20 protein-coding genes are annotated in these 26287 nt (G+C 40.0%); 13 read left to right on the forward strand and 7 right to left on the reverse strand.

Annotated features, from left to right (window positions below; translation table 11 throughout):
- The first annotated feature begins 8 nt into the window (after window positions 1–8).
- The 4 genes from EHQ58_RS10785 to EHQ58_RS10800 all read left to right on the forward strand — a co-directional run bounded on the left by EHQ58_RS10785 (window position 9) and on the right by EHQ58_RS10800 (window position 3415).
- Window positions 9–1286: an ammonium transporter gene (locus EHQ58_RS10785; protein ID WP_210412815.1), complete on the forward strand. Its 1278-nt coding sequence runs from the start codon at window positions 9–11 to the stop codon at window positions 1284–1286.
- Between the two features lie 11 nt (window positions 1287–1297).
- Window positions 1298–1642 (forward strand): P-II family nitrogen regulator, encoded by a 345-nt coding sequence (locus EHQ58_RS10790; RefSeq protein ID WP_135623904.1) that lies wholly within the window; start codon window positions 1298–1300, stop codon window positions 1640–1642.
- Window positions 1643–1715: 73 nt separating this feature from the next.
- Window positions 1716–2651: an ABC transporter ATP-binding protein gene (locus EHQ58_RS10795; protein WP_135623905.1), complete on the forward strand. Its 936-nt coding sequence runs from the start codon at window positions 1716–1718 to the stop codon at window positions 2649–2651.
- A 2-nt stretch (window positions 2652–2653) separates the two neighbouring features.
- Window positions 2654–3415, forward strand: a complete 762-nt coding sequence (locus EHQ58_RS10800) for an ABC transporter permease (protein ID WP_135623906.1) — start codon at window positions 2654–2656, stop codon at window positions 3413–3415.
- Between the two features lie 5 nt (window positions 3416–3420).
- Here EHQ58_RS10800 and EHQ58_RS10805 read toward each other — a convergent pair whose 3' ends face one another.
- A complete protein-coding gene (locus tag EHQ58_RS10805) occupies window positions 3421–4449 on the reverse strand; it encodes a ketopantoate reductase family protein (protein ID WP_135623907.1) in 1029 nt (342 codons plus the stop codon).
- Between the two features lie 143 nt (window positions 4450–4592).
- On the opposite strand from EHQ58_RS10805, the gene EHQ58_RS10810 reads away from it, so the two are divergent.
- Window positions 4593–5687, forward strand: coding sequence for an alkene reductase (locus EHQ58_RS10810; RefSeq protein WP_135623908.1), 1095 nt, complete (start codon window positions 4593–4595; stop codon window positions 5685–5687).
- On the opposite strand, the gene EHQ58_RS10815 is transcribed toward EHQ58_RS10810, so the two are convergent.
- Entirely contained in the window at window positions 5659–6813 is a 1155-nt protein-coding gene (locus EHQ58_RS10815; protein ID WP_135623909.1) for a DUF1577 domain-containing protein, read from the reverse strand. The genes EHQ58_RS10810 and EHQ58_RS10815 overlap by 29 nt on opposite strands.
- Before the next feature lie 213 nt (window positions 6814–7026).
- On the opposite strand from EHQ58_RS10815, the gene EHQ58_RS10820 reads away from it, so the two are divergent.
- The gene (locus EHQ58_RS10820; protein ID WP_135623910.1) at window positions 7027–9243 is read left to right on the forward strand and encodes a hypothetical protein; all 2217 of its coding nucleotides are present in this window, start codon (window positions 7027–7029) and stop codon (window positions 9241–9243) included.
- Here the strand turns inward: EHQ58_RS10820 and speD are convergent.
- The 4 genes from speD to EHQ58_RS10840 all read right to left on the reverse strand — a co-directional run bounded on the left by speD (window position 9240) and on the right by EHQ58_RS10840 (window position 14004).
- Entirely contained in the window at window positions 9240–10001 is a 762-nt protein-coding gene (gene speD / locus EHQ58_RS10825; protein WP_135623911.1) for an adenosylmethionine decarboxylase, read from the reverse strand. The genes EHQ58_RS10820 and speD overlap by 4 nt on opposite strands.
- A gap of 57 nt (window positions 10002–10058) precedes the next feature.
- The gene (locus tag EHQ58_RS10830) at window positions 10059–12323 is read right to left on the reverse strand and encodes an arginine/lysine/ornithine decarboxylase (protein ID WP_135623912.1); all 2265 of its coding nucleotides are present in this window, start codon (window positions 12321–12323) and stop codon (window positions 10059–10061) included.
- Window positions 12324–12461: 138 nt separating this feature from the next.
- On the reverse strand, window positions 12462–13145 hold the full coding sequence (locus tag EHQ58_RS10835) for a DUF1003 domain-containing protein (protein ID WP_135623913.1): 684 nt from the start codon (window positions 13143–13145) through the stop codon (window positions 12462–12464).
- Between the two features lie 19 nt (window positions 13146–13164).
- Window positions 13165–14004: a hypothetical protein gene (locus EHQ58_RS10840; RefSeq protein WP_135623914.1), complete on the reverse strand. Its 840-nt coding sequence runs from the start codon at window positions 14002–14004 to the stop codon at window positions 13165–13167.
- Between the two features lie 103 nt (window positions 14005–14107).
- On the opposite strand from EHQ58_RS10840, the gene EHQ58_RS10845 reads away from it, so the two are divergent.
- From EHQ58_RS10845 to EHQ58_RS10875, 7 genes are all read left to right on the forward strand, one after another.
- A complete protein-coding gene (locus EHQ58_RS10845) occupies window positions 14108–14995 on the forward strand; it encodes a DsbA family protein (RefSeq protein ID WP_135623915.1) in 888 nt (295 codons plus the stop codon).
- 63 nt (window positions 14996–15058) lie between these two features.
- Entirely contained in the window at window positions 15059–16528 is a 1470-nt protein-coding gene (locus tag EHQ58_RS10850; RefSeq protein WP_210412807.1) for an NADase-type glycan-binding domain-containing protein, read from the forward strand.
- 10 nt (window positions 16529–16538) lie between these two features.
- A complete protein-coding gene (lsa20, locus tag EHQ58_RS10855) occupies window positions 16539–17162 on the forward strand; it encodes an LIC11469 family lipoprotein adhesin Lsa20 (RefSeq protein WP_246047323.1) in 624 nt (207 codons plus the stop codon).
- 17 nt (window positions 17163–17179) lie between these two features.
- Window positions 17180–18496, forward strand: coding sequence for a sensor histidine kinase (locus EHQ58_RS10860; RefSeq protein ID WP_135623916.1), 1317 nt, complete (start codon window positions 17180–17182; stop codon window positions 18494–18496).
- 38 nt (window positions 18497–18534) lie between these two features.
- Window positions 18535–20808: an NAD(P)-binding domain-containing protein gene (locus EHQ58_RS10865; RefSeq protein WP_135623917.1), complete on the forward strand. Its 2274-nt coding sequence runs from the start codon at window positions 18535–18537 to the stop codon at window positions 20806–20808.
- Between the two features lie 93 nt (window positions 20809–20901).
- A complete protein-coding gene (locus EHQ58_RS10870; RefSeq protein ID WP_135623918.1) occupies window positions 20902–23418 on the forward strand; it encodes a cation-translocating P-type ATPase in 2517 nt (838 codons plus the stop codon).
- A 42-nt stretch (window positions 23419–23460) separates the two neighbouring features.
- On the forward strand, window positions 23461–24324 hold the full coding sequence (locus EHQ58_RS10875; RefSeq protein WP_135623919.1) for a patatin-like phospholipase family protein: 864 nt from the start codon (window positions 23461–23463) through the stop codon (window positions 24322–24324).
- Between the two features lie 42 nt (window positions 24325–24366).
- On the opposite strand, the gene EHQ58_RS10880 is transcribed toward EHQ58_RS10875, so the two are convergent.
- Window positions 24367–26286: a SpoIIE family protein phosphatase gene (locus EHQ58_RS10880; RefSeq protein ID WP_135623920.1), complete on the reverse strand. Its 1920-nt coding sequence runs from the start codon at window positions 26284–26286 to the stop codon at window positions 24367–24369.
- Between the last annotated feature and the right edge of the window lies 1 nt (window position 26287).

Genomic DNA, 26287 nt, shown 5'->3' on the forward strand with positions numbered 1-26287 from the left:
TGAAATTTGTGAATTGGAAATGGGTGATGTTACTTGTAGTAATGTTATTCCCTCATTTCGTATCGGCAGAGGAGCCCGTAGCCGAAGCGGCACCGACTCTAGATAAGGCGGATACGGTTTGGATGATCGTGGCATCCACGTTAGTATTCTTTATGATCCCCGGGCTTGCCTTGTTTTACGGCGGAATCGTTAAGTCTAAAAACGTGCTTTCGACCATGATGCACAGCTTCATTGCGATTCTTGTAATGACTCTGCAATGGACCATTTTGGGATATAGTTTTGCCTTTTCCGGTTCTAATCCTTATTTTGGTGATTTGAACTTAGCATTCCTACATGGTATCGATTTAGATACGTTAGAAGGTACCATTCCTAAGTATGTGCATTTCTTATTTCAAGGTATGTTCGCACTCATAACACCAGCACTCATTTCAGGCGCGATTGCAGAGCGTGTCAAACTATCTGGGTATGTTGTCTTTATTTTCCTTTGGGCAACGTTAGTTTACGATCCTGTAGCACATTGGGTGTGGGCTGCTGATGGATGGCTGTTTAAATTAGGTGCCATGGATTTTGCTGGTGGGACAGTCGTTCATTTGATATCCGGTATTGCGGGATTGGCATGTGCGCTCGTCATCGGCAAGCGAAAGGGTGACCCTGGTACCTTAACGCATCCAAATAACATGACTTATACATTGCTTGGTTCTGGGTTATTATGGTTTGGATGGTTCGGATTCAATGCAGGAAGCGGACTAGCTGTCAATGGCCTTGCGGCTCGTGCTTTTGTCGTGACCTTGATCGCTCCGGCTGCAGCTGGTGCTGCTTGGTTACTCATTGAGTGGTTACATACCAAAAAAGCAACCGCACTTGGAGCTGCCTCGGGGATCGTTGCCGGACTTGTTGTGATTACGCCGGCTTCTGGATTTGTTGGTGTAGAAGGTGCCCTGATCATGGGATTTTTGGTATCACCTATCTGTTATGCGGCCATCTATTTAAAAGGCAAGCTCGATTATGATGATACTCTTGATGCATTTGGTATCCACGGAGTCGGTGGAGCTTTCGGTGCCATATTGACGGGAGTATTTGCATTGGAGCTTGCGAGTGGTGTGACGCGTGGCTCCCAAGTGTATGTCCAATTCTTGAGTGTAGTTTCCACGGCCGCTTATTCTTTCGTAATCTCTTTTGTTTTGGCTTATTTGATCGAAAAAACAATAGGGTTCCGTATTGATGAAGAAAAGGAAATCGCAGGACTTGACCAAGAGATCCATGGTGAAAAAGGATACGATATCTAAAGGAGATATTTATGAAATTAATTGTAGCAATCATTCAACCCCATAAATTAGAAGAAGTAAAAAATGAGCTTACCAAAAACGAAATATACCGTTTAACTGTAAGTGATGTGCAAGGTTACGGACAACAAAAAGGAAAGACCGAAGTTTTCCGAGGACATGAATATACTGTCAATTTACTCAGAAAAGTGAGACTAGAAATCGCGGTAAATGACGAGTTTGTCAAACCAACCATCGACGCGATTTTGCGGTCGGCGAAATCAGGAGATGGTAAAATCGGTGATGGAAAAATATTTGTCCTTCCTATAGAAGAAGTGATTCGCATCCGAAACGACGAACGCGGTAAAACTGCGATTTAAAGTTGTTCCCTTATTAGGTAAGGAGGAGATTCCTTACCTAATTCTATTTTTTTAATCTCATCCTCAAAGCCATATGAAGACCTCAAACGAAACCTCCATCATCTCCATAAACTCCCTTTCAAAGTCGTATGCCAATGGCTTTCATGCCCTTCGAGATATCAATTTAGAGATTCGGAAGGGAGAGATTCTGGCCCTACTTGGGCCCAATGGGGCAGGTAAGACCACGCTCATTTCTATCATTTGCGGTCTTGTGAATCCCTCTTCGGGTAGTGTGAAAGTAGGAGGTCACGATATCATCCAGGACTTCCTTCAAACAAGAAGGCTCATTGGCCTCGTACCTCAAGAGTTAAGCGTACACGCCTTTGAAACCGTACTCGATACAGTGAATTTTACGAGAGGACTTTTTGGAAAGCCACCTAATGCAGGCTATATAGAGTCGCTCTTAAAATCTTTATCCTTATGGGATAAAAAAGATAGCATGATCATGACATTATCTGGCGGTATGAAACGAAGGGTTTTGATCGCAAAAGCTTTAGCCCATCAGCCGAACATTTTATTTCTAGATGAACCGACCGCGGGAGTTGACGTAGAACTCAGAAAGGATATGTGGAAAATTGTGAGTGATTTGAGAGCTTCTGGAGTGACAATCATTCTAACGACTCATTACATTGAAGAGGCGGAAGAGATTGCCGATCGCATAGGTGTCATGAGCAAAGGTGAGATCATACTAGTCGAAGAGAAAAGTGCACTTATGAAGAAATTGGGCAAAAAACAACTCTCTCTCCTTCTTGTGAAACCAATAAAAAAGCTTCCGATCAGTTTAAAAAAATACAAACTAGAACTGTCCTCGAACGGGGAACAGTTGCTTTATACTTATGATACGAAAAGTAAAGAAAATGGAATCACATTATTATTAGATGATTTAAGGAAGGCTAAGATTGCCTTCAAAGATATGGACACATCGCAGAGTAGCTTAGAAGAAATTTTTGTCCAATTGGTTAAGGATTAATCATGAATTTTTACGCCATCAAATCAATTTACCTATTCGAAATGAAGAGAACTTGGCGCACGCTCATGCAGAGCATTGCCTCACCTGTCATTTCTACCTCCCTTTACTTTGTTGTATTTGGCTCAGCGATCGGGTCTCGGATCCAAGAGGTAGATGGGGTAACTTATGGTGCCTTCATTGTTCCTGGTCTCATTATGTTATCCCTGCTGACAGAAAGCATAGGCAATGCCTCCTTTGGCATCTACTTCCCGAAATTTACGGGAACGATCTATGAAATTCTTTCAGCACCCATCACCATGTTAGAAATTGTGATCGGATTTGTTGGCGCAGCGGCGAGTAAATCGATAGTACTTGGACTCATTATGCTAGCAACTTCTGCCTTATTTGTGCCAGTTACCATCAAACATCCATTTTATATGGTTCTGTTTTTGGTGCTCACATCTTTGTCGTTCAGTTTGTTCGGATTTATCATCGGAATTTGGGCGGACAGTTTTGAAAAATTACAGATCATTCCTATGCTCGTCATCACTCCCTTGGTTTTTCTCGGAGGAAGTTTTTATTCAGCAAGTATGCTCCCTCCGTTCTGGCAAAAAATTTGTATGTTGAATCCAGTTTTGTATCTAGTCAGTGGCTTTCGCTGGAGTTTTTACGAGATATCGGATGTTAGTATAGGAACAAGCTTGTCGTTTATCTTTTTTTTCCTATCAGTCTGTTCTTTTCTCATTTGGTGGATCTTCAAAACGGGCTACCGGTTGAAAAAATAAGGATATCACGAAAGCAGATTCAGTTCCTTCAGAAAGGAAACATTGGGCTGAATTTGTTTTTGTTCGAGGGCTCGTACTCGATGACAAACGGCTTCATTGGTATTTGCGGTAAGACCAAGTGATCTCGATATTCGAACTGTTTCTCCATTCAAATCTTCAATTTCCGTGAGTCTCCCATGGTCGAGATCTTGGACCATGCTGGTTCGGATTTTATAATATTTGAATCCAAGAATCATGAGTAAAAGATGCCTAAGCCAAATGGGCAAAGCTCCCTTACCGTCTCCCAATTTACAGATAGAAATACTTCCAGGGACAACTGCTTCTGTGACGCCCGATTTCTCCATTGCTCGTCTTACCTCTGTAAGTATTTTTATCCCGGCGGATCTACCATTTTGATTCAGCATGAGTTCACCAAGACTCAGCATACAGCTCGCGGACAACCCGTTGATCACACAGTTGATTCCCAATTTGTGCCAGCGAAAGCCATCTAAATTGTCTGTAAGTATCGTCGGAATGAAAGCACCCAATATGTTTTCGAAGTAAGGTGATGGTTTTGTACCATCGGCACCACCTAAAATCAGTGCGCCAACATTCGATTGGAAGTAGATACCAGATGCCAATTTCTGAGTATTCCATCCCACAACACCACCAATGATTTGTTTTGTGGAAAGGCCTACCTTCTTTTCTGGGAATCCATTTTGAATGAGAATCAATTTCCCTTCGCTGTTCAAAAATGGGAGCATGGATTGGACTGCTGATTGTAAATCCTTGCTTTTGGCCCCAAGGAAAATGAAATCAAATTTCTGTTTTGTATCTAAAACTGTCTCGGCTAGGTCATAAAAGGGGAGTGTCTCGATCGGATCGGTTCGAAATTGAAAACGAATCGGATTCTTAGATAAGTCAGATTTTCTTTCCTCATTGCGGCATAAGATGGTGAAGGGAGTCTTTGTTTTGTATAATGCACGGGCAATGGTGATGGAAATGGCCCCCAACCCAAAGATCGCTATTTTTGGTTTTTTTTCCAGAGATGACATGCCCCAAAGAGACAAGAAAGCTCGCTCATGGCTAGCGAGAAATTTGATCGATACAATGTAAAATAGTTTAATATCGAATTAAAATGCTTCCAAGGGCAAAAGTTCTCCGTCTAAAACTCAGATAGAATTCGGGAGTATATGAAGTGAGTAAACTGTTTACGGAAGTAACATTAGGACAAATCAAGTTAAAAAATAAGGTCGTGATGGCGCCTATGACCAGATCGAGATCGATAGGAAATATTCCAGGCGATCTCGTCGCAGAGTATTATGAGCAAAGATCGGAAGCGGGACTGATCATCACAGAGGGAACATCGCCTTCCCCAAATGGTCTTGGTTATGCGAGAATCCCAGGTATTTTTTCAAAAGAACAGATTGCCGGTTGGAAAAAAGTGACAGATCGTGTTCACGCAAAGGGTAGTAAAATATTTATACAATTGATGCATACGGGTCGCATCGGACACCCTGCCAATTTACCACTAGGTGGTGTCATACTTGCTCCTTCGGCAGTACTCGCCAAAGGACAGATGTGGACAGACAAGGAAGGAATGAAGGACCATCCCACTCCGAAGGAAATGACCACAGCAGAAATACTTGCGGCTCGTGATGAATATGTCCAAGCATCTAAAAATGCAATAGAAGCCGGATTTGATGGTGTGGAGCTTCACGCAGCGAATGGATATTTGATGGAACAGTTTCTTCATCCTTCCTCAAACAAGCGCACGGATGAATACGGTGGAAGCATCGAAAAAAGAATTAAATTTGTGACTGATACTGCCGCTGCTGTCGCTTCGGCGATTGGAAAGGATAAAGTGGGCATTCGTTTATCGCCTTACGGTGCTTTTAATGATCTTGGACCGCATGAAGACACTCATGAGGAATATGGATTACTTGCAGAAAAGTTAAATGAGATTGGTATCGTTTACATCCACTTAGTGGATCATTCTTCGATGGGAGCGCCTAAAGTAGAGCCAGCCACTGTGAAAAAGATCAGAGAAGCTTTCAAAAGAACTCTCATCTTAAGTGGCGGCTATGACAGGGCTCGTGCCGAGGCAGATTTGGATTCTGGTGCGGCAGATCTCATCGCATTTGGCAAACCGTTCCTCTCAAATCCTGACCTCGTGACCAAACTGGAGAAGGGGTTACCTTTGGCGCCAGTAGACCAAACTACCCTTTATACTCCAGACGCTAAAGGTTATACGGACTATCCAGTTACGCAGCACTCAGTCCCAGTTGTCTAACGACATCTACATTTTCCTCGAACCTCTGTCGATCGGCAGCGGTTCGACCTTTTCCGATAAATTCAAGACCTAGAAGGACATCACCTTCCTCCGTTTTTTTAGTCCAAGCAACTTTTACGGAAAAGCGAAAAGGAGCCTGCATTTTAAAAAACAAATCAAACACGAATCCTTTTTGTTTCGGTAGCGTCTGAGATAGATTGGGATGGTTCACTTTAATTTTAAGCCCCGTTGAAGATACATCCAGGACAGGAAATTTTTCATCTGTTGTCATCAGGTTTGCGTCTTTGATGCGGTCGACCATTTGATTGGTCTGCGACATGATTTCGAGCACTCGCTCTTTTGTGAGACGAGACTCCTTCATCAGTATGGAAACATAGCCGATCGGGATCGCTTCATCTAGTTCATTGACATAGATTATGGGAAGTAAGAGAGAGGAGAGGATTTGTTTGTCTTTGTACTTTTTGATTACGGTGGCTAAGTGGTCATCGACATCTTCGGAATAATTTAAAAATGCCTCATCGTCAGTGTCATAAGAAGCCTCCGCATAACAATCCTCTATGAAAATAGGTTTCATGGTTCTTTTGATCACATCAAACTCGTGTTCGAGATTGCTTCCAAACGTCGAAACAGAGACAAAATTATTTCCACCAAAATCTTGAGATAATTTTCTTTGGTATTCTTCAAAGCTAACACGTACAAGTGTTGGAATGTTGAACATACTTGCTTCGATGATGGTTTTCGAACTCACGATATTGCTGATCTTCACAAATCCATCATCAACAACAGTATATCGCGGACTCACTCGCTCTTTTTTGGCGATGGAAATCTTTTCTACTTTCAATTCTACCCGACTGCCCTCGACAAGCTTTAGCACTTGGCAACGCAATTCTAGATAGCGCGTTAAGACGGTAAAAATGCGAATTTGGCTTCCGGGTTTTAGTTCGGATGCGTAAAAAGACTCAACCAAAATATGATCTGTCCCTTTTATCACATCACGGATAAAGCAGGCTTGGTCCCCCGAGGCAGTTTCTATTTTCAATTCTCTTTCTAGTAAATATTTCGCAATAACATGGAGTTTCTGCTCCTTGTCAGCTATGTGATCCAAAGCTCGTGTATTCTTTTCCATTTTCTATTTTTCCCAAACTCGGTCTAATTTGACGTTGAAAGGAAAGGATTCAATAAATAATTTGAAGATAAAAAATAGTCTGAAATTTATTGAATCGTCTCTCCTGCACATTCAAAAATTCTAGAACGGCCATTACAAATAATTGAATTTGTCAGGGGAAATATCGTTTTCCGAAAGACGGAAACCTGTCAGAAATACTTAGTATAAAAACCCATGCCAGAAAGTAATGAAAATCCTTTAGATCCTTTTTCTTTTGAAATGGAGAACCCGGTATCTCAAGAGGAAATACGTCTCGAACCTACAACTCTATTCTTGGACCTGCCTAAAAATCAAGGTCGCTTTACGCAAACGTCACAAGCAATCCTAGAAGAATTACGAGTCAGGCATCGTAGATTGGAAATGCATGGTAGTTCCGAAATTGCACCCTCTCTGCTCCTGACTGTGGATAAAATTGCAGAGGTGCTCCAAAAAGAAGTCCAGTTGACGGAAAATCACAAAACGACGGCCGCAGTGAATGAGGCGCTTCTAGAATTATCAGATGCTTCCAATCAATTCCAATCAAGGTCTGTTTATTTTTATCCGTTTTTACTGAGGATTGAAAGTGGCATTTCGATCCGCATCGTCATGGTGGCTCCGCAAACAAAAGATAAAATAGATATGGTTCCCTACCGCAGGGCCTGTTTTAAATATTCGGAAGAAATATTGCTCATAGTCCTTAAAAACCTCTCCAAACAAGACCCCATTACGCCAGAAATGAAACCGGGGAAGGTACTGCTTGAGCGCGACGAGAAGGGAAATTTAATTTTTTCACCAAATCGATTTTCATTCGAAACCGATATCCGATTGATTACTGAAAAAGGATTTTCTCCTTATACTCCTATACTCATCTCCGATTTTATCCTGGATGCGGTCACTTTTGGCATGAGTAAGCAGTTGTTATTTGAAGTGAATCCAAATTATCATATCGTGATTTCGGAGTCGGGCTTTGTCGAGATTTTATTGAAACACGTATCTGTTCAATTGGATGCACTCGCCACGTACGTTTTTCAATACCTTAAGAAACTAGCCAAAGAGAGTCAGCAATTCCGATTTTTAGACAGCCTAGAAGATTTAGAATCTAGATTACCTGACTCTCGTCAGGCGATCATTGGTGGTGGATGGAAAATCGCCTATGAGTTTATCACTCTCATCAAAGATTTTTCTTTTGAAGAAAAGAGTACGAACCAGAATTTATTGCATAAACAAATTTGTATGGAGTCTGCCGCAAACCTGGAGAAGTTACTTGCTGAAATTCAGAAAAAAGGAAGAGATATTCACGAGGAAAAATACACAGATACCTTTAAAAAAGTGAAAGAAAAGGTTTTGGAAAATACCATGCGCAATCTGGTTCTAACTCCTGTGGATATTGATTTAGAATTGAGTCCGTTGTTTTCTGTTTCTAGTACCGATTCCAATATTCTGATCAATCGACTTGTGGATGATCTTTCCTCATCGCTTGGCGTATATCCTGTAAAAGACGAAACCGGTAAACTCATTTGTTATTCTGTCGACCAAAGATATCTTAGAGATGTAATAGAAAATACGAATGCATTATCGGCGAAGGATCCAAAGTATATTGAGGAGCTAAAGTATCTCGAGTGGATCCGAAAGGGACTGGTTTCGAAAAACGACTCTCAACTGGATTTGCTCTCAGAATCTATCCCGAAAACGACTGAGTCTGATACACGTGAATCTGAAGGTTCTAATAAACGAAAATCACAAGTTGATGTGGAGGAGTTACAAAATACGTTTCACTTCCCAACATTAATCATCACCGCTCTGATAGGATCAGTGGTATCTACGATCGTATCTCTAGCTACAAACCAATTAGATATGTTAGTTGGTGGTGTATTCGCGAGTATACTTGCAGGGTTTGCACTCTCTTATTTTTCCAAAAAAATGGAAAGCCCGAAACCAGAGAAAATCACGAATAAAAAACAGGTAAGCTCTGGGCTTTCTGAGCAAATGCTAACGATTGTTCGAGCTGCAGAGACTGTCTTGTTCCCTAAAAAATTTAATAATATATTCGAAAAAGTTTATGATCCAAAAAAATTGAAGTATACGATCGAAGAGAATATTGATGAGATACGGAATTTGTTACCTCCCGCAGATCGTAAAAAAGAGGATGCGAAATTAATCGCTGAGATTGAATATGCTGTCCTTCAACTGGCCATTAGTATCAAAGTGCCGGAGGAGATTCAGATGAAAGGAAGGTCTCGCGAATTCATCGTTAGCAAAAGTGACTTAAAAACACTACTTTTTAGAGACAAACTTGCTGAACATTTTCGAAAAGAAGCCTCCGTTTACAAAAATGATCCCGACATGATGTCCTATTTGAATTATTTGATCAAAGAAATAGAATTTGGTTATGCGAAATACATAAAACCTTAATGGATCATATGATATACTTCTTTCATTTCTTCTCGAAGTAATCTCATCTTTTCAGGAACTTCAGGATGCGAAATATCATCAGCACTTAAGAGATAGTTTTCTGCGCCAATTTCCTTGATCATCATCTTTGTTTGCCAAGTATTATCTTGTGGCATGTTGACATCAGAAAGGTATGTATAATTTCTTTTAATTTCTGGTTTGATAAAGTCAAGAATGGAATTAAAATGATGGTCGTTGTAGATTTTTTTGCCATCTGCCAGTCTGGTATAGCCTCGAACCACATAGTCAATATAAACCACGTCGCATTCGAATGCTTCAAATAAATAATTCATGGCATCGAGCGGAATGATCTCACCACAAGTAGAAATGTCAATGTCTACTCGAAAAGAACAAATGCCGTCTGGATCTGCAGCATCGGGGTAGGTATGAACAGTGATATGAGATTTATCAAGGTGCATACTTACTTGGGCAGATGGAAGATGCGATCCACCTCCCTTTATATCGCTCATAAGTACCATAGAAGAGGCACCAACAGGATCATAATCCTGAGAGGACACAGCCAAAATATTGGCATCTATCATTTTTACAATGTTAGTGGAGATCTCCGTGATCTTACTGGCATTGTATTTATCATGGATGTAGCTTACATACCGAGATTTTTGATCGTCATCGAGTGTAATGCAAAAGTCATAAAGATTAAAACTAAGAACCTTGGTTAAATTGTTAAATCCAGATATCTTAATTCTTTCTTTGTCCATGTTTTGCGCCTCTACTGGCAAAAAACTCTACCTGAGCATTCTCGCAAGATAAATATTTTAAATAGGTTGGACGCAATCAACGTAATAACGAAGAATCCCCGACTCATCGACCTCTTGTATGAGTCCATGAATATCTGTTTCAAAACCTGGGAACTTGCTATTAAAATCGCGGGCAAATTTTAAATACCGAACGATCGTTTCATTGAAACATTCACCAGGGATCAGAAGGGGGATGCCTGGTGGATAGGGAGTGAGTAGGATACTTGTAATCCTTCCTTCCAAATCATCAATGGCCACTCGTTCGATCTGTCTGTGTGCCATTTTTGCGTAAGCATCTGCAGGCGGCATAGCAGGGACCATATTTGAAAGATACATTTCGGTCGTTAGGCGGGCAATATCATTGGCCTTATATATTTCATGGATTTGATCGCTTAAATCTTTCAGTCCTATGCGCTCATATTTTGGAAATTTTGCCACGAATTTTGGCATCACTCTCCAGACGGGTTTATTGGCATCGTAATCATCTTTTAACTGTTGTAACTCGGTTACTAGCGTATTCCAACGCCCTTTTGTGATTCCGATCGTAAACATAATGAAAAAAGAATATAGGCCTGTTTTTTCTACAATGATCCCATGCTCAGAGAGGTACTTCGTTACGATAATGGCAGGAATTCCGTTTTCAGAAAACTTCCCGTCCATGTCGAGCCCTGGAGTGATGATGGTTGCTTTGATCGGATCGAGCATATTGAAGCCCTGTGCCAGTTTTCCAAAACCATGCCAAGTATCATCCGCATGAATCATCCAATTGTCCCTGTCTCCGATTCCTTCCTCGACAAGGAAATCTGGCCCCCAAACTTTAAACCACCAAGAGTCGCCAAACTCTTCATCTACTTTTCTCATCGCGCGGCGAAAATCCAATGCTTCCGCAATCGATTCTTCCACGAGTGCAGTGCCACCAGGTGGCTCCATCATGGATGCAGCCACGTCACAGGAAGCGATGATCGCATACTGAGGGCTAGTTGAGGAATGCATATGATATGCTTCATTAAATCTATGACGGTCCAATTTTCTGGTTTTAGAATCTTGTACTAAAATTTGTGAGGCCTGTGAGAGCCCTGCTAACAATTTATGCGTGGATTGGGTCGAGAATACGAGCGAATTTTCAGATCTAGGACGATCCGGACCGATCGCATGCATGTATTTATAGAAAGGATGGAAGGATGCGTGAGGAAGCCAAGCCTCATCAAAATGGAGAGTGTCTATTGCATCACCTAGGATTTCTTTAATCATATCTACATTGTACAAAACACCGTCATACGTTGATTGTGTGATGGTTAGGATTCTGATTTTGGAAGACGGATTTTTTTCAAACGCTTGTTTGGCGATCGGGTTAGAAGCGATCTTTCTACGAATTTCATCTGGTTGGAATTCTGCAAGCGGGATAGGACCTATGATGCCGTAGTGATTTCTTGTAGGCATTAGAAAAACGGGAATGGCACCGGTCATGGTAATCGCGTGTAATATGGATTTGTGGCAGTTCCTGTCGACGACAACGATATCTCCGGGTGCGACCGTTGCGTGCCAAACCATTTTGTTAGAAGTAGAGGTTCCATTGGTAACAAAAAATAAGTGGTCAGCATGAAAGATTCGTGCCGCATTATGCTCGCTTGCTGCTACAGGGCCATTATGATCGAGCAATTGACCAAGTTCGTCCACGGAGTTACAAACGTCAGCGCGCAACATATTTTCGCCAAAAAATTGATGGAACATATGTCCGACGGGACTTTTTAAAAATGCAACTCCACCCGAGTGGCCCGGACAGTGCCAAGAATAGGATCCATCTTGTGCATAGTCAGTCAGTGCCTTGAAGAAGGGAGGCATGAGCCCTTTTAGGTAGGTTTTTGCTTCTCGGATGATATGTCTTGCTACGAACTCTGGGGTGTCTTCAAACATATGAATGAAGCCGTGTAGCTCTTTTAGGATGTCATTTGAGATATGACGAACGGTTCTTGTTTCCCCATAAAGAAACAAAGGGATATTATTATTTCGAAATCGAATCTCTTCAACGAAGGCTCTTAAGTTTTCCAAAGCAGAAATGGCATCGCTCGGACTTGAAAATTCTTCATCATCAATAGAAAGTATGAAAGCCGAGGCACGGCTTTGTTGTTGGGCAAAAGAGCTTAAATCTCCATAGCTCGTCACTCCGAGAACTTCCATGCCTTCGTCTTCAATGCTCTTTGCCAGAGCGCGGATCCCAAGACCACTCGTATTTTCGGAACGGAAGTCTTCATCGATGATAAAAATTGGAAAACGAAATTTCATTACTCTGGATTTTCCTCTAAACATCCAATGAGATTGGACTTGATGTCATAGAAAATGAATGCTCTCTAAATTGCCAAATCAATTCAAGAATTCGGAAAGGAGTATCGAAAAAAATTAAATCTGAGAGAACTCTACTTTTTAGTTTTTTAGTTTTCTTCGAATGTCTTCTAAAATTTCGATTTGTATTTCCTGGATTTCCATCATCTTCGACCACTGATCAAGCAACAGATGGTCAACCTTTTCGTGTAAGGTGCGAATTTCAATTTCGGATTTTAAATTGATTTTATAATCATTTTCAGCTCGAGTTCTATCTTTTGCTTCCTGGCGGTTTTGACTCATCATAATGATGGGAGCTTGGATAGCTGCTATGCAAGAAAGAATCAAGTTTAACAAGATGAAGGGATAGGGATCATACTGATAAGAAAAAAGCAATACACTGTTTGCGAAAATCCAAAGGAAAAGAAGGATAAAGAAAATGGAAATAAATTTCCAACTGCCACCAAAGGCTGCCACTCCATCAGAAATTTTTTCACCTACAGTCGGCGATACGATTTTAAAATTTGTATCAAATGTTAATAGTTCATTCTCTTTGATGCTATGAATGACAGATTCTTCTAGTTTTTCTATACTACCTTTTTCTTTTTTGATGATGTGTGTAATGTATTTGATTCGGAATTGATCGAAATCGTCTTTGCAAATTTTGCTTTTGTCATTCCATGTTGGATGTGATATTTGAATCAGTTCTTCCATTTCATTTTGAATCCCGCTTGCGGCAATCAATTCCAACTTCGGAAAGTTCTTCAAACAAATATCACATTTCATCGATGTTATAATTTATATTCTAACGTGTGATGACCCATTTCCCATCGATAAGGCTTAAATAGATCGGTATGGATGCATCTTTTTTTGCATTCAATAGGGAATTGCCCTTGGCATCTGTGAGCGTAACGATCTTATTTCCGCATAACAGTGTAACTTTCATTTTGTTTTTACTAAGTTTCCAAGTTGGTCCAATAGATTTCATCATTGATGATAGTGCTTTTTTCTCACTGGCAGGATCAGCAGGATAGTATCTTGCTTCTGCTGTATCTTTTTCTCGAAAAGAAAGAAACGGTAAAACTTTGTTTGGGTCTTTCGAATTTAAGGCTTTTGTGAGTGCCTCGAGGTGAGTGATGGCCGCGGATTCGAGTTCTGGTGACCATTCGATTGTTTGGGCAACCGACCAAAGTTTTGAAGGAGGTAGGAAGGGGGGATCGAAAGAAAGATGTACCCATTCCCCAATAGATTCTTTTTGTTGCTGCCATGTATAAGAAAATAGGCGCTCTCCTTCATCTGGAAATTGACCTTGCTGGCCAATGGTCAGATTGATTTCTGCTTCTGGAGGGAAGGGTGTTTCCTTCTTTTTTCCGGTTAGCCTTCTTTCTGTTAAACGATAAGAAAGTGTATTTTTGCCCGGGATGATCCAATAATTAACATCTGCCTGACCAGATGAATCTTCTGTAGACCCGCCTTCTTTTACTGCGTATCCATTCACGAAGATCTCCAGATTCACACCGGAGTTTTTATACGTAACGATATAATAACCAGAAGTGGCCTTTACTGCAGCCACTGAATTTTCCTCTGAGAATAACGACCCCACGGAATAGAGAATGAGCGTGAAAAGTAAGATAAAACGAGACATGTAAGATACCACCTTCTTATGATCCGACTTGATCGAATCATAAAATCTTCTCTTCGTCGATAAAAATCTTGATTTAAAAAAATGAGAGGCAGATGGTTCACTTGTGAAATTTGTTTTATTTTTCCTATTTCTCCTCTCATGCGAAAGAGAAACCCAGGCACCAAAATTTTTACCTGACTACCTGCCGTCAGAGGAGGCGATCAAGCAGGTCTTGTCGTCTGACAAAAATATGACGAAACTGCGAAACAGGGCGATGGAAAAACAAGTGACTCTCGAGGAATGGAAAAAATTAGTCCGCCAGGAAGTGACAGATCCCGAGATCAGCCGTTACTCCGCCTTGGAACGAAAGTCGGCTTCCATGGGTGAATTTGATACGGATGCCATTGATAAAAAAAGAGAATCTATTCGTATCCGCTTGGCTTGGAGCCGTATGCTAAGTGAAGCAAACATTACCTGGAAGGAGCATTCCGCCTCTCCAGAACAAAACATCCTTTCAAAAATAAAATTAAATCTAACACCTACTGTTGGAAAATCTCCTGCCAAATGGACCATCGTCGAGTGGAGCGACTATCATTGCACATTTTGTAAACAAACTCATCCTCATACCAGGAAAATGTTAGAAAGCTATAAAGGTCAAGTTTTGTATTACCATAAAGACTTTCCTCTTGATTCAGAATCAGATGAAGGCCTGCTCCCACTTGCTTTTGCCAGATGCCTTTGGGAAAATGATTCCTCACATTATGTCCGTCATACGATTGATATTTATAAAAATGTAAACCATCTGGAAAACTTGAAAACAGAAGCTGGTTTGGATTGCGATCCGAAAAAGCTGGATAGGAAATATTTTAAAATCGTTCTAGACGATTACGAGGAAGCATCGCGCCTTGGGGTTGGTTCCATCCCCACTTTCTGGGTCAATGGTAGGTGGATTGTTGGGTCTTTAGACGAAAAGACTTGGGCACGTGTCCTACGGGAAACAAGCCGAAAGTAAAAATTTTCTTGTCATTTTGCTTTTGATTTGTTTTGATTCTCTGACATTCTTAAAGGAAATCGTATGAACCGACACAAGATCACTTTTTCATTTCTTCTCTGTCTCCTCCTTTTCTCCATCAATTGCGGTAAAAAACTTCACTTTTCCATGGTAACGTCCACTTCGATGGAAAACGGATTGCCTTTTTTAGTGTTAGATGGAAAAGAATGGAAGGCGGAACCAGGCGCCGAATTTGTGAAATTGCATTTTTATGCAGATGAAGCATTTTCTCTCAGTAAAGTATCGATCCAGACCTGTTCAGGTAATTTTAAAGACCGGATTGCTGCGTATGTAAATTTTGATGAAGTTTATGGCAGCACCGATATTGAAAAATCAAATTCAGAAGTAACCTTTGACCCCATTGTCCAAGCTCGTTCCGTTACGCTCAACTTCCAAAGAAACCAAGACATTTGTCTTAAATCTGTTAAGTTTTACGATGAAGCCAAAAAGGCTTATCGTACCTATACACCTGAAATCATAAATGCAAAGGTTACGGCATCAGAGACTGCAAGTCCTGAAGCAAGTTACTCTGTGATGAATCTATTTGATTCAAAATATGAAAATGCTTATGCTTCCATCAAAGGTGGGCAAGGTGTTTCTTTCACATTTGATTTTGAAGACGAACAAGACATCAATAAATTAAAAATATGGAACGGATACCAAAGATCTGATGTTCATTGTATCAAGAATGGCCGACTTAAGGAATTTACTTTAACTGGTGATAATGGTTATTCAGAAAAGGTAACGATTGAAGATACCATGGGAAGCCAGGAAGTAGTTCTGCCAAAAGCTTTCGAAGGTAAAAAACTTACACTTACCGTTGACTCACTTTATCCTGGACTCACCGAAAAGGGTTTTGTTTTGTCAGAACTTAGATTTGGAAATAGCAGCGGTTGGCTTGCTGTAGACACATTACCAAAATCCAAAGACACGGCATCGAAAAATTTTGAAGCATTTACAAAGGCATCTCTCCGACGCGTATTAAACCGTGGTTTGACGGGAATGGAGGCTGCTCCTGCTGCTACAGAAGGAGAAGTCACCGATGCACCTGCAGGAGCGGAAGTTGTAGAAGTAGAAGAAAACTTGGAAGCACCAACCTCATCTGATTGGACGATTCGTTTGCGTTCTGACGGAACTTTCTTTCTAGAAGGTTCGACGGCACGGACGAACTACGATGTCGGTGAGGAGAGCTCTAACAGATTTTACGGCATGGGAAATTATGAAGTCAAAGAAGCAGGTGCTGGTAAAATTGACCTTCGTATCTTTGGTTTTTTACGTAAACAGACTTTTACAAACTTTCTAGATTATGGTGGTGGAGATTGTAATGGATGTGGTAGAGATTGTAACCTAGTAAAGAATCCTGATCCAAATAACACCGAAAAAATCTTTCAGGAGTTTGTTACTCTGCAAATCAAAGGTAAAAAATTCTATTTAACTAACGCTAAAAAAACCCAAAATCTTGATTTTTCAACTTTAGAGTTGAGTCTGGAATAGAGTCCCCTTGATGGATTTGAAGCTAAGATTGTTTCCTTGGATTACGGCTATTATTTGCTTGTCATCCCTTCTTCAGTCATGTGGAGGGGATGATAAACGGCCACTAACAGAAGCTTATTCAAAAAATGCCTTGGTAAATCCAACTAAGGCAGATAAGGTTTCGATTCAAATCAATTGGGAATACACTCAAATTCCGTTAAAAATGGAAATCAGAGAACCATCGGGATCGCAGTCCTTGGCGCTATGGACGACAGGATCTGTAGCTTCCGGTAAAACGGCCCCCTTTGGGAAAGAGATTCCTGAAAGCATGCTTGTTTTGAAACCAGGATCCAAAAAACAATTTTTGCTGGTGATGAAAAATGAAACTGATTCCCCCGTTTATTTTTTTGCTGCTCCCCACCAAGCACAGCCAGTGGAACATAGCTTTGGTTTTAAATTTAAGTGCTTATGCGTCAATCATGCTTTCACAGTACCTCCCAAGGAAACATGGTATCGAGTTGTAGAGCTTAGGCTCGCACCCGATTACCTAGGTGACCAGCTAAAAATCACACATAATATCATTGGAATCACCAAACAAAGGATGTCGGAATTTGAACACAGTGCACATCAAGCCATGCCGCACGAAATGGATTAAGTTTCCTTAAGTTACCAGTGATCCTTCCCATTTTACGAACCACCTCATTTCGGAAATTGATTTATGCTGGTGTCACTCCGAATATGGATTTGGACCAATCTTTACGACTCCAATTGGCAAACATTGCAGCCATTTTGGGAGTAATCTCAAATCTTAGTTTTAGTATTTTATTTTTTAATTACGATACGATTGGTAAAGGTCTGATCCCTCTAGTCAATACTCCTTTTGGGATTGCGATCGGATTCACTCTCTATTTAAATTTCAAAAAACAGTATAAGCTGGCTCGTTACCTATTGCTATTTTGTATACCGGTCGTTGTTTTAATTACCACGGCTCTCTTCTACGGAAATCTTCTCGGAGCCCATTATTTTTTCTTATTATTCTCGATGCTGCCTTTTTTGACTCTATCTTATAAAGATAAATATAAAATCTTAAGTTACTTTGTATTTAACATTTTGCTCTTTTTCTATATAGCCTATTTTCACAAGCCTCCCTTTCTAACACCTGATAGTCCCTTTTATGATGCAGAGGTTAGAAAAAATTTTCAGTTAATATCCATCAGCATTTGTTTTTCGATCATGGCGATCATTCTCTTCTATTTTTTAAGAAACACCAATAGAAACCAAATCGAAATGCAAAAAACCAATCTCTATAAAGATCGAATTTTTTCGATTTTGGCGCATGACCTAAAGGGTCCTATTGGTAGCATGGGCACATTTTTGGGGATCTTGCTCGATTCAAAAGCGAAGTTAAGCGAGGAAGAGATGCGTTATGGGCTTCTTGAATTGCAAAAGAATGCTAATCAGTGCTATGTTGTGTTGGAAAATTTACTGGAATGGGTAAAAAAAGACACCAATCGTCTTCAATTTCAACCCGATATAAATCAATTGCTTAAACTCGTTAGGGATACTTTGGATCTATTTCAAATTCAATCGAGAGATAAAGATTTGAAATGGAAGATTGAGATCAGTGAAAGCCACTGGGTATTTGTAGATGAAAGGATGATGGCAACAGTCCTACGAAATCTTTTCTCCAACGCACTCAAATTCTCTAAAATTTCAGGCGAAGTTCATGTAACCTCGAAAGATATTGGTGATTTTATAGAACTAGAAGTTAGCGATAATGGAATCGGGATTAGTGAAGAGAAACTAAGTATGATTCGGCAAGGTATGAGTATCAAATCGGATTTTGGTACATTGGGAGAAAGAGGTACTGGTATCGGGCTTTTGGTGAGTTTTGAATTGGTCCATATCCAAAATTCCGAAATTTTCATTGAAAGCAAGCGAGACGAAGGGACAAAAATCACTGTCCTCCTTCCCAAAAAAGAGATTTAACACTTTTCATTTTCCTCAATTCTAATAATGTATATCATATGTTTGGTGTCATAAATCGATATTTTAAATGGTTACAAGGAAATGCCCCGCAAGGAGGCGTAGAAAATTATCCTGTTGTTTCCGCTAATTTTCATACGAATATCGAAGGTTTGTTCATTATAGGTGATCTAACAGGTGTTCCTTTGCTAAAACTGGCCGTTGCCAGTGGTAAAAAAGTTTTGGAAGAAATGCCTGACTTACATAATGGCTTGTTAGATGTGGTCATCATTGGAGCAGGTCCGAGCGGTGTTGCTTGTGCCTTGCAGGCATCTCGTATGGGGAAAAAATATTTACTCCTCGAATCAAATTCTGTCTTTCAGACAATCAAAAGTTATCCTAAAGGAAAACCCATTTTTGCGGAACCACAAGACATGGCGCCCGATATAGAAATCAAAATTCAGGATGGTACCAAGGAATCGCTTCTTCGTGATTTGGAGTCAGTTGTTGTAAGGGGAAAACTATCTCTCTTAGAAAATAACCGAGTCATCGCAGTGAATCGAAACAATGCCCAAAAAACTTTTTCTATTCAAACGGAAAAAGGTGAAACGTATCAAACAAATTACGTTGTCATTGCCATTGGAAAAACTGGAGATTTTAATAAATTAGATGTCAAGGGGGAGTCCTTGAGCCATGTTTTTTACCGGCTGATCGATCCTATGGATGCGAAAGAGAAGCACGTAATCATCGTCGGAGGAGGAGATTCAGCAGTGGAGGCAGCGATCGCAACGTCACGATTTGCAAAAAATGTAACCCTGGTTTATCGCGGGAAAAATTTAAACCGACCAAAACAAGAAAACATATCTCGCTTCGAAAAATTAGTAAACTCAGGTAAAATTCAACTCCTGACATCTTCAAATATCTCGGAAATTACGGAAGATACGGTTTTTGTTTCGGATGCCATATCAACAAAAAAAATCAAAAGTGATTTTGTATTAGTCTTAACTGGGACTAAACCTCCAATTTCCTTTTTACAAAAGCTAGGCATTCAAATTCAGAATACAAAATCCATCAGAGATTGGGTAGGATTTACTTCCTTACTCTCCTTTTCGACGGCGGCATATTTTGGAAAGGCTGCCGTTTATGGGTCATTTTGGTATTCTTATGTTGCGTCTGCTGGCGCTTTTATATTTATACTTACCGGAATTAGTTGGCTTTATTTATTTGTGCTGCAATCAGGCTTTTCGATACCGAAAGGTTGGAATCGTATTCGCAATGTCTACCTTACAATGGCAAGTATTTACTTTATTTCCGTGTATTTCTCTGCCACTTATTCTAATTTCTATTTATTTGGAAAATTGCCCTCCTTTCATTATACTCTGTTATACTCTCTAACCATTCTGGTTTTCGGCATCCGTAGAATGGCAGCAAGACCTACCCAGTATATAAAGTGGCAGACGCTCACCTTAATCACGATTCAGATGTTTTTTCTATTCCTTCTGCCTGAAATTATTTTACCACTCCTTGGAGATTTAAAAATGCTCGGGGAAGCAGATGGATTTCTCCTAACAGAAGTATTTCCTAATGGTGCATATTGGAAGGCATACGGATTCATTCTTGCCTGGCCATTGAATATGGGCGTTCTCTATGACGGAGGGATTACAAAATTTTGGTTTTATTATGGGATGACAGTTACCTTTTTTGTCATTCCAGTTCTCGTTTGGCGTTATGGTAAAGGTGCTTATTGCGGTTGGATTTGCTCCTGTGGGGGATTGGCAGAAACGTTAGGTGATGAACATCGGGCAAAAATGCCTCATGGGAAGTGGGCTTACGCTTTAGAACATTCTGGGCAATGGATTTTGCTTTTGGCTTCCGTTCTCACCATTTTAAAATTAGTCGGAGTATATGGCAAAAGCCAGTTCCTTTTTCTCTCGGGATTCGAATCTTCTGCGGATTCTGTAAAATGGATTTATGACTTAGTTGTGGATATTGGGTTAGCTGGTGTTATTGGGGTTGGGTTTTATTTTCTATTTTCTGGAAGAATTTGGTGTCGAATGTTTTGTCCATTGGCAAGTTTAATGCATATCTATGCCAAGTTTTCGAGATTTAGAATTTTCTCAGATAAGAAGAAATGTATTTCGTGTAATATATGTACGCAAAATTGCCATCAGGGAATTGATGTCATGGGTTATGCAAATAAAGGTATCCCTATGGATAGTGTACAATGTGTTAGATGTTCTGCCTGCGTTTCCTTATGTCCAACAAACGTATTAACCTTCGGAGAATTGGTAAATGAGGAAAAAATGGAAGATAAATTCTCCGCCCGCCTGATGTAATTGGGCGAGAGGAAACATTTTTCCGATTTTTCAATGATTTTTAATATCCACATTGGATAGATGTTTTTTGATAAAAGCATAACTTTGAACCACATGAACCTAATTAATAATGATACTCAGTCTTACCTTGGATTAGCATCGGAGGAGATACCGAGGCTAAGAAAGATACATGGATGGAATGAAATTTTAGGAAAAACGGAACGGACTTTCCTCCAACGTTTGATTAGCGTAATCGCCGAGCCGATGATTTTTTTATTGATCTCCATAGGAATCATTTATCAATTTCTTGGCGATACGAGCGAAGCCATCCTCCTTTCTGCATCAGTTATTTTAATCATTGTAATCACAATCTACCAGGAAGGAAAAACTGATTCTGCTATTTCTGCATTAAAAACGATGGCTAGTCCCAGAACAAATGTCATTCGGGATGGCATTGTGCGCAAGGTAGACGGCAGAGAGATTTTGCCTGGAGATATGATCATTATCAACGAAGGCGACCGTATCCCTGCAGATGCGATCATTCTTGCCACAGATCACGTCATGCTGGATGAATCTTTACTTACGGGAGAATCGATACCTACCCTTAAGTCTAATTCTGGTGAAGTCTTTTGTGGCTCACTAGTCACTGCCGGTCAGGCGATCTGTAAAGTTCTACTGATTGGGAACCAAACTAAAATAGGCAAAATCGGACAAACGATTTCTTTTGAAAAACAAGAGAAAACATTATTAGAAAAAGATGTAGAAGTTTTGGTGCGTTGGATCTTTATCTTTGCTGTTTTTATCTGCATAGGACTCGTCATTTTTTTAGGTATCACAAAAGGTGATTGGCTCGGAGGGCTTCTTTCAGGACTCACACTTGCAATCGGCATACTTCCTGAGGAATTGCCATTAGTACTAACTATTTTTTTTGCCTTCGGTGCCTATCGGCTTAGTAAAAAAAATGTCTTGGCTCGTAAAACATCGATTATTGAAACTTTGGGCGCTGCGACAGTATTATGTACAGATAAAACGGGAACCATCACCCAAAATAAAATGACGATCAAATGTTTAATTTCTGGTGGTAATGAAACTAAACTCTCAGGTAACACTAGTATACTTGAAAATCAAGGTGAAAAAGATTTATTAAAATACGGGCTTCTGGCAAGCAAACAGCAGGCTTTTGATCCGATGGACAAAGCCTTCTTTGATTTATTAGCGAAATCAAATCAGGAAAACTATTGCCATCTGAGTCAATTTACTTTGATAAAAGAATTTCCTATCACAAGTAAAATTTTGGCTCTTACACAAGTATGGAGAAAAGAAGAGGATCTGGTGGTTGCCACGAAAGGTGCTCCCGAGACCATTATGAAGTTATGCAAACTCTCATTAGATCAGCAAAATTTGTTACTAGAAAAGACTTCAAAACTGGCGGCAAGTGGTTATCGGATGTTAGCTGTTGCAAAATCCAAAAAATCCATAAGGGATATTCCTTCTTCTCCCTGGGATTGTGATTACGAATGGCTAGGTCTTGTTGGTCTTGAGGATCCCATTAGAAACGAAGTGCCTGATGCTGTGAGGAGCGCGTATTCTGCTGGTATACGCGTAATCATGATTACTGGTGATTATCCAGAAACTGCAAAAAGCATCGCAAAACAAATCGGTCTACATCGTGCAGATAATGTTATGACTGGTGCAGAGTTAAATGAGCTGGATGAAAAAAGGTATATCGAGTCAATAAGTCAGTGCAATGTGTTCTCGCGTGTAAGTCCGGAAGAGAAATGGAAACTTGTCGGAATACTAAAAGACTTAGGTGAAATCGTTGCTATGACTGGCGATGGTGTTAACGATGCGCCAGCATTAAAACGCGCGCATATTGGAGTCGCCATGGGGGGGAGGGGTACTGACGTTGCTCGTGAAGCATCAAGTTTAGTCCTTATAGATGATAGCTTTTCTTCTTTAATCCGGGCGGTGGAGGAAGGACGCCACATTTATACTAATTTAAGAAAGGCATTAGGATACATCATCGCGGTGCATATACCGATCATTGGATCTACTTTTTTTCCTATTCTTTTTGATCTACCTCATGTCATTTTAAGTGCGGTTCATATCGTATTTTTAGAAATGATCATTGACCCAACCTGCACTTTAGTATTCGAGAAAGAACCGATTGAGGAGGGAACTATGAATTTGAAACCAAGGAATATAAACGATTCCTTACTTGATAAAAATCTTTTTCTCGTTTCGGTCATACAGGGATTTTTTTCCCTTTTTGCAGTCATCGCATCTTATCTTTATGTTCAGATATACGAAGTATCAACGAATGTGGATTCTTATCTGGGGAATACGGCAGCCTTTGTTACTTTAATTTTTTCTAACTTACTGTTGATATTGGTCAACCGTAGTAGATCAAAGACTATCTTTGAATCTATTAGAATTAAAAACGATGCTTTGCCGTATGTAACGATAGGTACACTTGCGATTTTATTTTCAGCTTTGTATGTGCCAGCATTACAGAGATTGTTTCATTTCTCTAGCTTGTCTCTCCGACAGATTACGATGTGCTTCCTTATATCCGTAGTTAGCATTGTTTGGTTTGAAATCGGAAAATTATTTTTTAGAAAAAAAGTTTAATCTATACAAAAAAGAAAAAACATGTTATCGTAAGGTCTTGATATGATTGAATTATTTTTCCCTCGAAAACACGCAGCACTTTGCCTCAAATCTGCTTTCTTTGGTTTCTTTGCCCATACAGGTTTTGTTAGGGGACTAAATGAAATTGGTTTTAAGCCGTCTGTAGTGACTGGTTCCAGCTCGGGTGCTATGATCGGTGCGCTTTATGCGACTGGAATTGATATGGCAGAAGTCGAAACGATGGTATTAGGTTTACGGAAGAGTGACTTTTGGGAGGGAAATTCTTTTACCCAGCTTGGTCGACTGATCAGAAAAGGTATCAAGGGTTATAGCGGCGTACTTACTGGGAAGGCTACCCGTAAGTTACTTTATCCATATCTGGGCAATAAAAAATTTTCTGACCTGCCGATGCGATTGGGAATAGCTGTTTCAAATTTAACGAAGAGTAAGCGAGAACTCATTACAGAAGGGAATGTGCTAGATGCTGTTATGGCATCGATTGCATTCCCTTTTTTATATGAGATTCAAAAACTAAATGATGATGAATTTTTAGATGGTGGTATTGGTGACGGCGAACCGATTAAAGAACTTATTTTAGACCCTAGCATAGATAGGATCATCATACACCAAATCAATAATAATAGACCACTTAGTCAAAATTTGATTAAACGTGCGTTTGATGCCTCAGCCCAGATCATTGAGACCGAATCTGAAGATCTGAAATCACTTCTTGCCATCGAAAAGGGAAAAAAATTGATAAGACTTGAAACTTCTACGCCTTATTTATCTCCGAAAGATTTTTCACAAGGGAAGTTTGCACTTGCCGAAGGGCGAGGTACTGCCTATCGAAACAAAGACGAAATCCTCAATCAAAATGCACTACCTACCTTTCCGTTCCCTTTTTAATCAAAGAAAGATGTCTTAAGTGGTATCGATTTAGATTTATTACTATTCGGTGATTCTTTTTAAACCGAGAGAAAAGATCGTGATATCATCGTCTGCTCGTTTGTATTTCGAGAACCGAAAGACTTCACCAACGACACGATCACAAAGCGATTGAGGATCTAATTCCGCGTTGTCTTTAATCAGGGTTAAGAAACGTTCCTCCCCAAACAGTTCATCTGTATTTGGATCTCTAGCTTCTAGAACCCCGTCCGTATAGAGAACAATCTTTCCGGATTCGGGCAAGGGACGTTCCACTTCAATTAACTTGAGCGCAATGAATTCTGTTATGGCACGGCCTTGCGAATTGACAAGTTCGGTATCTCCAGAGGGAGAGATTAAAATTAAGGGCGGATGGCCAGCGTTTGCAATTTTCATAATCTTCTTTTTAGGATTGATATAAAGAAAAATGGCACTGAGGAAATGTCCGGAAAGGTTCTCGAGTAGAGAAAGTCTCATCTTTTCGGCAGCCTTTGCCGGTTGGTCTAGTTCGGAAACCCATAGTTGCAAAGATACTTTTGCCATGCTTGCGATCATCGCTGCTGCAATCCCGTGTCCAGAAACATCACATAAAAAAACTCCGAACCCCTCCTCATCTTCTAAATAATGCACAAAGTCCCCTCCGATGTCGGAAGTCGGAAGGTATCGAAAGCCGATAGGAAACCCTTTAAGGTGACTTCTATGTTTTGGAAGAAGATCCTTTTGTAGGCGTTTTGCTACTTTTAATTGGGCGTCAATTTCTTGTTTTTCTTCATTGTCTTTTCGTAAGTCACTCACCTTTATCATCAATGCGACAGCGAGTAAAAATATTTCTATCGCAGAACCCAAGGGAAGACTAAAGGTAGCAATCGATAACGGTTTGATCCAGCCTTGTATCGTCGATAGATTTACCGCCGCTCCAGCTAACATAGATCCAAAGGCAAAAAAGAATAAATAGTTTTCGATTTTTTTTGGATTTTTAAATATTGCATATATAGCTAAGTAGATTCCCCAAAATATAGGTAGGCTGACGAATGTTAATGCAAATTCAATATAGGCTCTTAAGTTAAGAAACAGAATACTCGGTAAGATAAAAATACTTAAGCCGATTAAAAATAATGTCACTCGTAGATGTTTCTTTCCATATTTTTCTAGTTCCAAAAACTCTTTCGTAAACAGCAGACCAAAAATAGACGTTAAATAAATACTTACCGGGAACAGGTAATTTTTCCAAACATTCGAGTTTCCGATCTCAATATATTGAATGAAACCAGTCGAAAACAAGGTAACTAGCAAGATAGATGTTAGGTAGAAAAAATAAAAAAAGAATTGTCTGTATCTCAAAGTATATGCAAGAAGCAAGGTATAAAGAAACATGAGACCACCTGCACCAAAGTAGGCGGAAAAAAGTAAGTCGCTAATTTTCGAGAAGGTTAGAAAAGATCTACTATTATGAATCGAAATGAACGAGAAATATTGATTTTCAGAGATGATTTTAATATAAATTGTTCTTATCTCCTGTGGATTTAGAGTGATCGGAAATGCAGGGAGATGGGAGTAGAGAGGCTTTTCACGGCGTAAGGTTTGGTCTCCTGAGGCAAGCGTGACCCATCTTCCATTCGCAAAATAATACATTTCAAACCTGTCGATAACAGGGCTAGAAAACAAAAGGTAATACGTGTGAGGTGTTTTCCCCGTATGATCTACCGAAAAACGCAACCATAATGGGTTTTTCTCATCAGGAAAGTGAACTGTGCCGTTTTCATTTGGCTTCCAGGAATTTCCCTCCTTTAAAACGATATTGATATTCGAGTCTTTTGGAGGGGGGATCAAATATTCGATTTTTTTTGCGATGTCAATTTTACTGCGATCAGGATTTAACTCTATTGTTTCCGCGGTGAGTGCTGATGTTACTAATACGAGAAAGAATGTTAAAAACGGATACATA

The organism is Leptospira ognonensis (genome assembly GCF_004770745.1).
Classification (GTDB): Bacteria; Spirochaetota; Leptospiria; order Leptospirales; family Leptospiraceae; genus Leptospira_A; species Leptospira_A ognonensis.